General features: G+C 61.7%; 11 protein-coding genes. 5 read left to right on the top strand and 6 right to left on the bottom strand.

Annotation, left to right across the window (positions count from 1 at the left end; all coding sequences use genetic code 11):
- Positions 1–49: 49 nt before the first annotated feature.
- Positions 50–922 carry a LysR family transcriptional regulator gene (locus AC3IP0_RS18760; protein WP_489316530.1) on the bottom strand — a complete coding sequence of 291 codons (873 nt, stop codon included), beginning with the start codon at positions 920–922 and terminating at the stop codon, positions 50–52.
- A gap of 268 nt (positions 923–1,190) precedes the next feature.
- Between AC3IP0_RS18760 and AC3IP0_RS18755 the strand changes: the two genes are divergently transcribed.
- Both AC3IP0_RS18755 and AC3IP0_RS18750 read left to right on the top strand, forming a co-directional pair.
- Positions 1,191–2,516, top strand: a complete 1,326-nt coding sequence (locus AC3IP0_RS18755) for an MFS transporter (protein WP_489325605.1) — start codon at positions 1,191–1,193, stop codon at positions 2,514–2,516.
- 70 nt (positions 2,517–2,586) lie between these two features.
- Positions 2,587–3,978, top strand: coding sequence for an FAD-dependent oxidoreductase (locus AC3IP0_RS18750; protein ID WP_489325603.1), 1,392 nt, complete (start codon positions 2,587–2,589; stop codon positions 3,976–3,978).
- 3 nt (positions 3,979–3,981) lie between these two features.
- Here AC3IP0_RS18750 and AC3IP0_RS18745 read toward each other — a convergent pair whose 3' ends face one another.
- Complete coding sequence (locus tag AC3IP0_RS18745; protein ID WP_489327817.1) at positions 3,982–5,403, bottom strand: type VI secretion system Vgr family protein; 1,422 nt, start codon at positions 5,401–5,403, stop codon at positions 3,982–3,984.
- Between the two features lie 225 nt (positions 5,404–5,628).
- Here AC3IP0_RS18745 and AC3IP0_RS18740 point away from each other — a divergent pair, with 225 nt between their 5' ends.
- Complete coding sequence (locus AC3IP0_RS18740; RefSeq protein WP_008051121.1) at positions 5,629–6,333, top strand: YebC/PmpR family DNA-binding transcriptional regulator; 705 nt, start codon at positions 5,629–5,631, stop codon at positions 6,331–6,333.
- A gap of 119 nt (positions 6,334–6,452) precedes the next feature.
- Here AC3IP0_RS18740 and AC3IP0_RS18735 read toward each other — a convergent pair whose 3' ends face one another.
- From AC3IP0_RS18735 to AC3IP0_RS18720, 4 genes are all read right to left on the bottom strand, one after another.
- On the bottom strand, positions 6,453–7,766 hold the full coding sequence (locus tag AC3IP0_RS18735; protein WP_489316527.1) for a leucine-rich repeat-containing protein kinase family protein: 1,314 nt from the start codon (positions 7,764–7,766) through the stop codon (positions 6,453–6,455).
- 143 nt (positions 7,767–7,909) lie between these two features.
- The gene (zapE, locus tag AC3IP0_RS18730) at positions 7,910–9,034 is read right to left on the bottom strand and encodes a cell division protein ZapE (protein WP_489325601.1); all 1,125 of its coding nucleotides are present in this window, start codon (positions 9,032–9,034) and stop codon (positions 7,910–7,912) included.
- Between the two features lie 144 nt (positions 9,035–9,178).
- On the bottom strand, positions 9,179–9,931 hold the full coding sequence (locus tag AC3IP0_RS18725; RefSeq protein WP_489325600.1) for an anti-sigma factor family protein: 753 nt from the start codon (positions 9,929–9,931) through the stop codon (positions 9,179–9,181).
- Positions 9,928–10,434, bottom strand: a complete 507-nt coding sequence (locus AC3IP0_RS18720; protein ID WP_046037786.1) for a sigma-70 family RNA polymerase sigma factor — start codon at positions 10,432–10,434, stop codon at positions 9,928–9,930. The genes AC3IP0_RS18725 and AC3IP0_RS18720 overlap by 4 nt, the downstream gene beginning before the upstream one ends.
- 163 nt (positions 10,435–10,597) lie before the next feature.
- Here AC3IP0_RS18720 and AC3IP0_RS18715 point away from each other — a divergent pair, with 163 nt between their 5' ends.
- Both AC3IP0_RS18715 and AC3IP0_RS18710 read left to right on the top strand, forming a co-directional pair.
- Positions 10,598–11,683, top strand: a complete 1,086-nt coding sequence (locus tag AC3IP0_RS18715; RefSeq protein ID WP_489325598.1) for a catalase family peroxidase — start codon at positions 10,598–10,600, stop codon at positions 11,681–11,683.
- Positions 11,680–12,225, top strand: coding sequence for a cytochrome b (locus tag AC3IP0_RS18710; protein ID WP_095943348.1), 546 nt, complete (start codon positions 11,680–11,682; stop codon positions 12,223–12,225). Before AC3IP0_RS18715 ends, AC3IP0_RS18710 begins: the two co-directional genes overlap by 4 nt.
- Positions 12,226–12,276 lie beyond the last annotated feature (51 nt).

The following is a 12,276-nucleotide window of genomic DNA, read 5'->3' as shown; positions in this document are numbered from 1 at the left end:
ACAAGATCAAAAGATCGCAGCCTTCGGCAGCTCCTACGGGGGGATGCGGTCAGTTAAGGCTCTCACGCACCATCTCAAGAAACGTCGCCACCACCCGCCGCGAACTCTGCTCACGCAAACACACCAGGGTTTCAGTCAACCGTCGCTTGCAATCAGTAATCGGCAACGCACACACTCGCGAATCCGCACCAAACTCGGCAGCCGACACCACGCCCACCCCAATCCCGACCACCACCGCCTCACGCGCTGCCTCGCGACCTTCTACCTGAATCGCCGGCCGAATGCGGAACCCGGCCCCGGCCATTTCCTCTTCCAGGGTCTGTCGGGTCACCGAACCGATTTCCCGCAACACCAGCGGCGTGTCGTCGAGGTCGGCGAGGGTGATGGATTCGCGCTCGGCCCACGGATGATTGCGCGACACGAACGCCACCATCGGGTCGTTACGCAGGGGCAGGGAAATCAGGCGTTCATCGCTGACGTCACGGCCCAGCAACGCCAGGTCGGCCTGATAGTTGAACAGTCGAAACAGCGATTCATCGGTGTTGCCGGTTTCGATCTTCACGCTGATCCCGGGGTAGCGCTCGCAGAATCGGGCAATCTGCGGCAGCACGTGGACCGGTGCATCCACCGCCAGAATCAGGCTGCCGGTCTGCAAGGCCTGGGAATCCTGGAGCAGTTCCTGGGCCTCGGCTTCGATGACAAACAATTTCTGCGTCACGCTCAACAGGCGCTCACCCAGGTCAGTCAGGCGCACGGAACGCTTGTTACGGTGAAACAGCAAAACCCCATAGCGCTCTTCGAGTTTGCGCACCTGGTCGGAAATCGCCGGTTGCGTCAGAAACAGGCGCTCGGCGGCCTTGGTAAAGCTTCCATGCACTGCCACGGCATGGAAAGCTTTGAGCTGGGCGTGGGACACCGACATGGGAATCTCCAGTAACAATCTGAACTTATATTTGAAATACGATAAATCGATTTCACTTATTAATCAGTAATTGTTTTTATCCACCTCAGCCCCGGTGACTGGTCAGTCGAACAGCAGCGGGTGCCATGAGCCTGTGCGTGTGAATGCAGGACTCATCTGACCGGTATCCGCCGTAAGGACAGGGCGATATCGAAGTGCTCAACAATAAAAACACAGGCGTTTTATTCCAATTCTGCCGGCACACTCACACCCTGAGGTCAGAACCACAATGAACAAGCACATCGGCACCATCAAGCGTTGGCGCGTGCAGATCTTCGCGATCACCTGGCTCGCCTACGCCGCGTTCTACTTCACCCGCAAAGCCTTCTCGGTCGCCAAACTCGGTATTGGCGAAGACCCGACCTTCATGCTCGACAAAATGGCCATGGCCAACCTCGACGCCATCTACCTGACGGCCTACGCCTTTGGCCAATTCACCTGGGGCATCCTGGCCGACCGCTTCGGGCCGCGGGTGGTGGTGCTCGGCGGGTTGGTGATTTCCGCCGCCGCGGCGCTGGTGATGGGCAACTTTGCAACGATACCGATTTTCGCTACCTGCATGCTGATACAAGGCCTGGCGCAGTCCACCGGTTGGTCGGGGCTGTGCAAGAACCTCGGCAGCTTCTTTCCCTCCGAGCAACGCGGACGGGTATTGGGCCTGTGGAGTTCGTGCTACGCCTTTGGCGGTCTGGTAGCCTCGCCGTTTGCCGGTTGGTGGGCGTACACGCTCATCGGCAGCTGGCATGCGGCGTTCATTTCCAGTGCGGCGGTGGTTGGGCTGGTCGCCGTGCTGTTTTTTATTTTCCAACGCAACAAACCGGAAGACGTCGGCTTGCCGGCGGTGGAGCCGGAACCCGAGCTGACCGCCGAAGAGGCTGACGCGCAAAGCAAAATCAGCATGTGGGAGCCGTTGAAGGAAATCCTGCGCAACCGCACGGTGCTGGTGCTGGGGTTGGCGTACTTCATGCTCAAGCCGGCGCGCTACGCGATTCTGCTGTGGGGGCCGGTGATCGTCTTCGAACAGATGCCTTCGGTGGGCAAGGTCGGCGCGGCGATCATCCCGACCGCGTTTGAGCTGGCCGGGTTGCTCGGGCCGATCCTGATTGGCCTGGCCTCCGACAAACTGTTCGGCGCCCGGCGCATGCCGGCCTGCGTGATCAGTCTGTTGGCGTTGACGGTGTCCCTGGCATTTTTCATGGGCGCCCTGCATACCGGCAGCGTGCTGCTGGTGGTGGCGCTGCTTTTCGTCATGGGTCTGACCCTCTATGGGCCGGACTCGATGATCAGCGGCTCGGCCGCCATCGATTTCGGCACGGCCAAGGCCGGCGCCACGGCAGCCGGTTTCGTCAACGGCTGCGGCTCGGTCGGGGCGATCCTCGGCGGGCTGCTGCCGGGCTACTTCGACACCGTTACCGTGTTCATCGTCTTCGCCGGCTGCGCCATGTTCTCCGCGATGGTGTTGATCCCGCACTGGAACAGCCGCCCCGGTGGCCTGGGTACACACTTCGCCTATGTGCCCAATCAAGCGATGACCATCAAACCCCTGCGTACCTGAATCCTGTCCCTCGTCGCCTGCTGCACCTGCGGCAGGCTGGCGTGTGGGCCACTGATCGGAGATTGACCCCATGAGACCCTTTTGGCTGGACCAGGCCTTGAAGGCTGATACATCCGAAACCTGTCCGCCACTGGAAGGCGACACCCGCGCCGACGTCTGTATCGTCGGCGGTGGTTACACCGGGTTGTGGAGCGCGATCATGCTCAAGGAGCAGAACCCCGAGCTGGACGTGTTGCTGATCGAAGCGGACATCTGCGGTGCCGGAGCCAGTGGACGCAATGGCGGTTGTGCATTGTCGTGGTCGGCCAAGTATTTCACCCTTGAGCGTTTGTTCGGCGTCGAAGAGGCCGTGCGTCTGGTCAAGGAGTCCGAAAGCAGCATCCATGCCATTGGCGCCTTCTGCGAACAGTATGGGGTGGATGCCGATTACCATCTCGATGGCACCCTCTATACCGCGACCAATCGCGCTCAGGTCGGCTCGACCGACGCGGTAATCGCGGCGCTGGAGCGCAACGGCATCAACTCATTCACCCAGCGGCCGGTGGCCGATGTGCAGCGCATGGCCGGTTCCAGCAAGCACCTGGAGGGCTGGTTTTCCCCGGCCGCGGCCAGTGTGCAACCGGGCAAACTGGTGCGTGGCTTGCGCCGGGTAGCCCTGCAGTTGGGGGTGAAGATTCATGAGAATACCGCGATGACCGGACTGGAGGAGGGTCGGCCAGCGGGCATTCAAACCCCCAGCGGCACCATTCGCGCCGACCGCGTGGTGCTGGCGATGAACGCCTGGATGGCCCGGGCGTTCCCGCAGTTCGAACGCAGCGTGGCGATCGTTTCCAGCGACATGCTGATCACCGAGCCGCGGCCGGATTTGCTCGACGAAATCGGTCTGACCAGCGGCGTCACGGTGCTCGATTCGCGGATTTTCGTGCACTACTACCACAACACCCCGGACGGCCGGATCATGCTTGGCAAGGGCGGCAACACCTTCGCCTATGGCGGGCGCATGCTGCCGGTGTTCGACCAACCATCGCCTTACGCCGGATTGTTGCAGAGCAGCCTGGCGGATTTTTTCCCGGCGTTTGCCGACGTCAAGGTCGAAGCAACGTGGAACGGTCCGTCGGATCGTTCGGTGACCGGGCTGCCGTTTTTCGGGCAGATGAGTGCCAGCGGCAACGTGTTCTACGGTTTTGGTTACTCCGGCAGCGGCGTCGGGCCGTGCCACATGGGCGGACAGATCCTGGCGTCGATGGTCCAGGGCCTGGACAACCCCTGGACCCGTTCGCCGTTGGTCAACGGACCGCTGGGGTTTTTTCCGCCGGAGCCGATTCGCTATATCGGCTCGCTGATGGTGCGCAACGCCATCCGCCGCAAGGAGCGCGCGGAGGATCACGGGCATCGGCCACGGCATCTGGACGTGCGCCTGGCGAAGTTCGCTGCGGCGGCCGGCAAGGCTGACAAGGGCTGAGCATCAGGGCGCAAGCTCCGAGCGGGTGAGCAGCCAGTCGAACAGCAGGCGGGTATCGCCACGGGGTTCACGCGGGCGAGGGCGGTGAGGTTGTGGCCGAGGACCCATGGCCGTACATAGCACCGGGCGATCCGGGTCACTGTCGAGGAAAACCACCAGCACGTCGCTGCCAGCCACGGGCAGGCGGGCCGGATCGATCCAGTCCTCGGCGGTGGTCAGCGCCAGCGGTAGCCACAGGCCGTCGGCCCCCTCTGTGGCTGATGGTGTGGCGGGCCAGAGGTTCACCTGAACCCGGCCATCTTCGTCCACTGTCGCCGGTTGCCCGATCGGGCCACACACTTGGCCGGGCTGATACCCGGGGATACTCGGCCTGGGTTGTTTGAGTTCGGGCCTGAACACCGTCGACCAGGGGATGGCGCTGAATTGATTGCGGTATCCCGGGGCCATGCCCGGTGTGTCATCGAGCAGAATGGATGAATGACGGCCCTGATGGCGGATTTCGGTAACCAGCCATTGATCATTGAAATTCGCCAGCGGGTGCTCTGCCACCTGCAGGATCCCGCCACTGCGCAATGCCCCCTGGTTACTTTGCCCGTGGATCTGCAGGTGTCGGCAGCGCAGGCGTTCCAGTTGTCGACGGCTGAGCTGGTCGCGATGTTGTTGTTCGCCAGCGGGACAGTGCCTCGCCGTGGCGAACGAGTGATTGGCCGCGCCTTCGCTGATGTCCGCTGCACCCGGATTCCTGGTGCCTGGGCGCACAGGCGAGAGCGGGGCGTCATGGCGCTGGAACAGTTCGCTGATCACCGGTTCCTGGTGTTCGCCTGGGGCGTCGCTGCTCATCGACATGAGCAGCGGGGCCTGGGGAAAACTCAGGCTGTCATCGGCCAGCACCAGCACATGGCCGTCGCGTTGATGCTCGAAGTGATAGTGGATGCCTTCCTCCTCGCACAGCCGTTGCAGCAACGCCAGGTCGGTTTCTTCGTACTGAATGCAAAAAGGTCGCAAGGGATAGTGCCCGGTTGCCAGTTCAAAGCGATAGCTGCTGGCGGGCAACCCATTTTCCTCCAGCAACTGGCGCAGGATCATGGGCACGCTGGCGCGCTGGAAAATACGTCGGCATCGTTGCTGATCCAGCGCCAGGACACGGGGTACCAGCACCAGCTTGTAAGCGACCCGGTGTCCGCTTCGATGTTCACAACTGGCGCTGTGCAGCACGCCATGAATGCCTTGATCGTGGCCAAATTCGAGCAGCGCCGGTTGGTGCAGCAATCGCTCAAGGCTCAGGGCCGGTGCCAGCCCGATCACCTCGATGTCGAATCGATAGGTCTGGTTGAGAGCTTCATGACCACTGAACCGGACCACCTGGAAGCCCAGGTCGTCGTCGAGAAGCGTCAGGGTGGTGGGACTTTCCTTGTCGTTGTGCATCGAACGCGCTACCGCCGTGGAGTAGGGTGCAAAGCGTACGAAACCCCAGAGCATTGCGGGCACGCTAAAGCGACATTTCCGAATCGCCCTACAACCGCTGGTGAAGATGTCGATGCAAGTCGGGATTTTTTGGTCGATTGCCAACTTTAGGCCGTATAAACTTGCGCAAAGCGTCGGCCAATAGATGTCTCGGCGCCACAGATGCCACAGATAAGAGAGTGAGAAATGGGCGCACAGTGGAAGGTTAAACACAAAGAAGCGGCAGCCAATGCCAAGGGCAAGATCTTCGGCAAACTGGTGAAGGAAATCACCATTGCTGCGCGCAACGGCGCTGATATTGCTACCAACGCGCACTTGCGCCTGGTGGTTGAACAGGCCAAGAAAGCTTCGATGCCCAAGGAAACACTGGATCGCGCCATCAAGAAGGGCGCGGGCCTGCTGGGCGAAACCGTGCAATACCATCGCGTGACCTATGAAGGTTTCGCCCCGCATCAGGTACCGTTGATCGTTGAGTGCGTGACCGACAACATCAACCGCACCGTCGCCGAGATCCGCGTAGCGTTCCGCAAGGGCCAGTTGGGGGCTTCCGGTTCGGTGGCCTGGGACTTCAACCATGTCGGCATGATCGAAGCGTCGCCGGACACCCCGGACGCCGATCCGGAAATGGCCGCCATCGAAGCCGGTGCACAGGATTTCGAGCCGGGTGAAGAAGGTGCAACCCTGTTCCTGACCGAGCCGACCGACCTCGACGCGGTACAGAAAGCCCTGCCGGAACAAGGCTTCACCGTGCTGTCGGCCAAGCTGGGCTACCAGCCGAAAAACCCGGTCAGCGGCCTGAGCGATGAGCAGATGGCGGAAGTCGAAGCGTTCCTCGAAGGCCTCGATAACCATGACGACGTGCAGGACATGTTTGTCGGCTTGGCGGGTTAAGTCTTTGTGTCAATGACGGCTCTGTTGTCTGGCAGGCCGTCATCGCGAGCAAGCTCGCTCCCACAGGTTTAGCGCTACCCTTGTGGGAGCGAGCCTGCTCGCGATTGACCGCGCAGCGGTCACAGACTCTCCAATTGCCGCACGACTTCGCCAAACCCCGGCCGCGCCAGCACCTGCGGCTGACAGCAACGCCGCTCCAGATCCTCCAGCACCCCACGCTGTTCAGCGCTCAAACCCGAATCAACTCGCTCCAGCAATTCCCCCAACAACACCCCGAACGCCCGCACCTCAATCCGTTGCAAGGCACGGCTTTCCAGGCTGTCGGAAATCCCGTGGAACGACGCCGCGCCAAAATCCCCCAGCAAGCAGTCACCCTGTTCATTCCACAGAATATTGTGTCCGTAGAGATCGCCGTGGGTGATGCCATGGCCGTGCAAGTGCTCTGCCACCGAGGCAATGCCCGAGGCAATGCGTAGCGCCACCACGGCACTGAAACGCAAATCGTCTGGGTAGATGTCGCGGCTGCATGACGCCAGGCTCGGCAGGCTGGCGAGGTTGCGAAAACTCGGCGGGATCAACTGCATGACCAGTCCGGCGGTTTGCTGTGGGTGATCGACAATCAGCCCTTCGACGCGAATCAGGTTCGGGTGCAGCCCGGCGGTGATGCAGGCGTTCATCTCGTGCAGCGGTGAGCCATCGCTGGTCATTTCGCCTTTGTAGAGCTTCACCGCAACTGGCGCGGCCGGTTGGTCGGCCGGTTGCCAGACGGCCTGATGAATCACCCCGGACGCCCCTTCGCCGAGTTTTTTCTCCAGGTGCAATGCCGACCAGTCAATGCGCGGTGTGGCGTCGAGGGCGGCGGCATCGGCTTCGGTTTCCAGCGGATTACCGGCGTAGGCCAGCCAGGTCAGGCTCGGCAGCGTCAGTAGCCATTGTGGCAAGTCGGTGAGCTGGTTGGCGGCGATGCGGATCAGCTCCAGCCGATGACAATTGCCCATCGACTCCGGCAACGCCTGCAGGCGGTTACCGGCAAGCATGAGTTTTTGCAGGTATGGCCGCTCTCCCAACTCGCTCGGCAGCGTCTCGATGCAATTATCGGTCAGGATCAGCCAGCGCAGCAGCGGTGGGAGTGCCGCTGCGGGCACGTGGGCAATACGGTTGGCCTTGAAGCCGATCATCGTCAGTGCGGTGCATTGGCCAACACAGGCCGGCAACTCGGTGAAACGGTTGTCGGAGCAGAACAGCACGCGCAAACGGGTCAGGCGATGCAAATCCTCTGGTAGCGCGCTCAGAGCATTGCCGCTGAGGTTGAGCACTTCCAGCGAATCCGCCAGATCGAAGATCTCCCGGGGAAACTCGGTCAGGCCTTCGGCCAGATCCAGCCGCGTGATGCCCGACAACTCGCCGGCGCGCAATTGAGCAAGGGTGTGCATGAACAGATTCGCCATTAACCAAGGGGAGGGCGCGGGGGCCCTGGAAATGGGCGACATGATAGCGGGAAAGATGTGGCGACTGTCAGGCCGCCTTCGCGAGCAGGCTCGCGAAGAGGCCCTTCAATACAGCAAAAAGCTATCGATCAGACCGGTTCGCTGACTTCGACCAGTTGCCCCAATCGGCTGCGCGTGCGCGCCAGATCAATGGCATCGCCACCCAGGCTTTCGTGCAATGAGTGCTGCCCGAGCAACGTCAGGTGCTTGTCCTGGTCGTACAGCACGTCGATGAGATTGATAAAACGCTGCTGGGCGGCAATCGTGCAATCGCCCAGCAGTGGCAGTTCATCGATGATCCAGCGGTCGAACTGGCGGCACAGCTCCAGATAATCCATCACCGCCGTGGGCTGATCGCACAACTCGGTGAAGGTGAAACCGATGCCGCGCCCTTCGCACAAATGCGCTCGCAAATGCCGGGTGCCCACCGGCAACGAAACAGGCGTGGCATTGCGCCTGGGCAGGTTCAGCGATTGTCGTTGCGCCACGCTCGCCGGCCAGATGTAGTGACCTTGAGTGAACAACTGATGCGCATGGGGTCGGGCCTGACTGCGGTAGTCATGAGGCCCGCCGACTTCCATCACCTGCATGCGCGCATGGATCAGGTCGATCACCGGTTTGAAGCGTGCGTGGTACAGCGGATTGGGCAGCAGGCCTTCGGGCGGGTAATTGGAGGTGACCAGCAACAGGATGCCGCGCTGGAACAGTGCCTTGAACAACCGGGTGATGAGCATCGCATCGCCGATGTCGTGCACATGGAACTCGTCGAAACACAGCACCCGGCAATCGCTGAGCAGTTCATCGAGGGTGATCGCCAGGGCGTCGGCCTGTTCGCGGTGCTTGAACATGCCCTGGTGCAGTTGGGCGAAAAACTGATGGAAGTGCAGGCGTTGTTTCTGCGCGAGGGGTATGGCCCGGAAAAACCCGTCGAGCAGCCAGCTTTTGCCGCGCCCCACGGCACCATGCAGGTAAAGGCCGGGAAGGGGTTTGGCCGCTGTGCCCATCAGCATGCAGGCATGTCGGGCCATGCAGTCGATCACCCGCTGTTGGCTGTGACTGAGGGTGTAGCCCTGGGCATGGGCCTGGTGGCGAAAGTAGTCGTGGATGACTTGGCCTGCCACGGCGCTGCCGGCAGCCGGTACCTTGCCAAGAAGGCGACGCAACGTTTGCCAGCGCGATTTGATTGGCGAACGGTTGGGCGGTCGAACGGCCACTGGAATATCACCTCTGGTGTGCGGGCAGGCTCTTTGTGTTGCGGCGCCATAGTGTAACCAGAGCAGGGAACCCGCTTCCAGCAGTGTCGGCATATCCGGGCCACCGTCACGGGGTTCTAAAGGAACACCGCAAACCCTGTGGGATCAGAACTGAGTGGTCTGTTTGAGCATCCGCGCCGCCGCTGTATCCGCCGGGCTGACCATCGCATAGTTGTAGCCACTTCCCGACCAGTACTCGGCCTGCAACTCGCCATCACTGCGACTGCCCCTGGGCAGCAGGAAGTTTTTCGGCCCTGGCGGGCGCACATAGAAGCTGATTTTCTGCCCGCCCTGATCCTCGTAGACCACCATCGCCGCCGGGCCTTGCTCGGTACTCAGCAAACGCCCGCTGACCGGTTTGAATCCGGCATCGGAAAGGTCGGGCAGGCGATTGGCCCGGGTGAAGTAACGGTCGAGCCAGCCTTGCATATCGCCGTCGTCAGCGACTTTGTAATCGGCCGGCAGCATGCCTTGCTGGGCGATCAGGCGATACGCCTGCAGGGCATCGGTCATTGGCAGCTGGGGATTCGCGAGTGTCATCTCCCGCGCTTGCCAACCGCTGAATCCGCCGACGCTGACGGCGATGAGTAACACTGCCGCACTGGCCAGGTGTCGACGGGATTGGCTTTTGAGGTGCTGGCGAATCACGGCCGGATCCAGGTCCGGGTTCGAGGGTTGTTGCAAGGCACCACCCAGGGCTGCGCGCAGTGTCTGGGCATCCTGCTGCCAGGCACGCACTTGCGCGGCCACCTGCGGGTTAGTGGCCAGAAAAGTCTCCACCAGGCGTCGGTCGGCGTCGCTCAGTTGGTGGTCGACGTAGGCGTGCAAGTCTCGCTCACTGGGGGGCATGCTGATCATTTGAGTCTCCGCAGGGAAGGGCGATTGATTTCGCCTTCGCTGAGTTGGCGCAGGGCCTGGCGAGCCCGGGACAGGCGGGACATCACGGTGCCGGTGGGAACGTCGAGAATCTCGGCGACCTCTTTGTAGCTCAAGCCTTCCACCGACACCCAGAGCAGCAGCGCGCGTTGCTCGGTGGGCAGTCGGTCGAAGGCGTTGAGGGTCGATTGTGCAATCACGGTGCGCTCCACCGAGGGCTGGGCATCGTCACGCCCGGTGAAGAATTCGAGCATGCGCGCATAGCGCCGGGAGCGGCGGTGCGCGTCGAGAAACTGCCGATAGAGAATCGAGAACAGCCAGGCGCGCAAGTCGCCCTCGGCGCGTTTGCCGGCCCAACTCGACAGCGCCCGCTCCAGGCTCGCCTGCACCAGGTCGTCAGCGCTGCTGGTATTGCGCGTCAACGACACGGCAAACCGCCGCATTCCGGGAATGATTTCCCTGAGTTGTTCGTCGATATCGTTCATGAAGTTCTGGCGAGTCACTACGCTGGACTGTGGACCAGGAAGACGCCCGGCATTCGAGGTTATTCCACGTCAGAAAAAATAAAAACCGCATGTGGGAATAAACCTGTGTGCGGCTCGTCTGCTTGATTCTTCTCATTTGTGGCCGATGGCCCTGGAGTCTTTCATGGTAGATCGATCATCACCGCCAACCCGGCCTCCCTTGAGTGCGGCGAGCCTGACGTTGCGTCTGGCCGGCATTGCCGTGGTCGTTGCCGTCGTGGCAGGGGCGTTTGCCTACGTCAACGGCACCTTCGACCCACAACGCCTGACCCCGAAGAAACTGATCAACGTGCTGGAAACCAACAACGGCGTGCATCCGGGTTTCCGTCGCAACCATTCCAAAGGCGTGTGCGTGATCGGGCATTTCGAGAGCAGCGGTGAGGCACGCAGCTATTCCACCGCTCAGGTGTTCAACGAAGCGCGGACGCCGGTGGTCGGGCGTTTCGCCTTGCCGGCCGGTAACCCCTATGCGCCGGACAGTGCCGTGCCGATCCGCAGCATGGCCTTGCGCTTCACCCAGGCCAACGGCCAGCAGTGGCGCACAGGAATGAACAGCATGCCGGTGTTCCCGGTGGGCACGCCCGAGGCGTTCTATCAATTGCAGCAGGCGCAGTCGCCAGACCCGGCCACCGGCAAGCCGAACCCCACCGCGGTTCCGGCGTTTTTCGGTGCGCATCCGGAAGCCGCACCGTTCCTGGCCTGGATCAAGACCGCCAAGCCGTCAGCCAGTTACGTCACCGAGACCTATAACAGCGTCAACGCGTTTTATCTGGTGAGCGCCACCGGCCAGCGCCAGGCCGTGCGCTGGAGCATGGTGCCGGTGGCTCAAGATGCGCCGGGGGCTACGGCGCCGCAGGGGAGCGACTTTCTGGAGAAAGACCTGGTTCAGCGCATAGCCGCAGGACCGTTGCGTTGGCAGTTGAACATCATCCTGGCCAATCCTGGCGATCCGGTGAACGACGCCAGCAAAGCCTGGCCTGAAGGGCGCAAGGTGCTGAACGCGGGCACGCTGGTGCTGGAAAAAACCCAGCCGCAGCTCAATGGCGAATGCCGTGACATCAACTACGACCCGCTGGTTTTACCCGTCGGCATCGAAGGGTCCGACGACCCATTGCTCGCCGCTCGCTCAGCCGGTTACGCCAATTCCTACCTGCGTCGCACCAGCGAAGTCAGTCAGTTGCCCGCCGCCAAACAGGAGGCCCAGCAATGAGCACTCAACCGAACCACTTCGCACCCTTGGCGCGCCTGCTGCACTGGCTGATGGCGCTGATGATCATCGCCATGCTGTTTATCGGCGCCGGTATGGTCGCCTCGGTGTCCGAGCGGCATGAATGGCTGATTCATCTGCACAAACCCTTGGGCGTCGCGATCTTGCTGCTGGTGATCGTGCGGCTGGTGGTGCGTTTCTCCACCACGCAACCACCGCTGCCGGCGGATCTGCCAGGTTGGCAAGCGCTGGCGGCCAAGGCCTCGCATGTGTTGCTGTACGCCTTGATGCTGGTCTTGCCGCTGCTGGGCTGGGCGATGATTTCGGCCTCCGGCGAACCGGTGATGCTCAGCAGCTCGCTGCAGTTGCCATCGATTGTGCCGGCCAATGCGCAAGTGTTTGCGTTTCTGCGCAAGGCCCATGGGTATCTGGCGTACCTGCTGTTTCTGACGGTGTTGCTGCATTTGGCGGCCGCGTTGTTTCACGGCTGGGTGCGTCGGGATGATGTGCTGGACAGCATGTTGCGGGGCAAGGATCGCGGCTAGTTACAATGGAGAAAAAGATCGCAGCCTGCGGCAGGCGGCGATCTTTTGATC

The sequence above is a fragment of the Pseudomonas sp. GL_103 genome, from assembly GCF_057835175.1.
Note: the sequence above shows the minus strand (reverse complement) of the source record. Positions and strands in the feature narration are given on the sequence as shown.

Excerpts from the sequence above, each read along its gene's own strand:
- AC3IP0_RS18760 (WP_489316530.1), bottom strand. The coding sequence starts at position 922 with ATGTCGGTGTCCCACGCCCAGCTCAAAGCTTTCCATGCCGTGGCAGTG.
- AC3IP0_RS18755 (WP_489325605.1), top strand. The coding sequence starts at position 1,191 with ATGAACAAGCACATCGGCACCATCAAGCGTTGGCGCGTGCAGATCTTC.
- AC3IP0_RS18750 (WP_489325603.1), top strand. The coding sequence starts at position 2,587 with ATGAGACCCTTTTGGCTGGACCAGGCCTTGAAGGCTGATACATCCGAA.
- AC3IP0_RS18745 (WP_489327817.1), bottom strand. The coding sequence starts at position 5,403 with ATGCACAACGACAAGGAAAGTCCCACCACCCTGACGCTTCTCGACGAC.
- AC3IP0_RS18740 (WP_008051121.1), top strand. The coding sequence starts at position 5,629 with ATGGGCGCACAGTGGAAGGTTAAACACAAAGAAGCGGCAGCCAATGCC.
- AC3IP0_RS18735 (WP_489316527.1), bottom strand. The coding sequence starts at position 7,766 with ATGCACACCCTTGCTCAATTGCGCGCCGGCGAGTTGTCGGGCATCACG.
- AC3IP0_RS18725 (WP_489325600.1), bottom strand. The coding sequence starts at position 9,931 with ATGATCAGCATGCCCCCCAGTGAGCGAGACTTGCACGCCTACGTCGAC.
- AC3IP0_RS18720 (WP_046037786.1), bottom strand. The coding sequence starts at position 10,434 with ATGAACGATATCGACGAACAACTCAGGGAAATCATTCCCGGAATGCGG.
- AC3IP0_RS18715 (WP_489325598.1), top strand. The coding sequence starts at position 10,598 with ATGGTAGATCGATCATCACCGCCAACCCGGCCTCCCTTGAGTGCGGCG.
- AC3IP0_RS18710 (WP_095943348.1), top strand. The coding sequence starts at position 11,680 with ATGAGCACTCAACCGAACCACTTCGCACCCTTGGCGCGCCTGCTGCAC.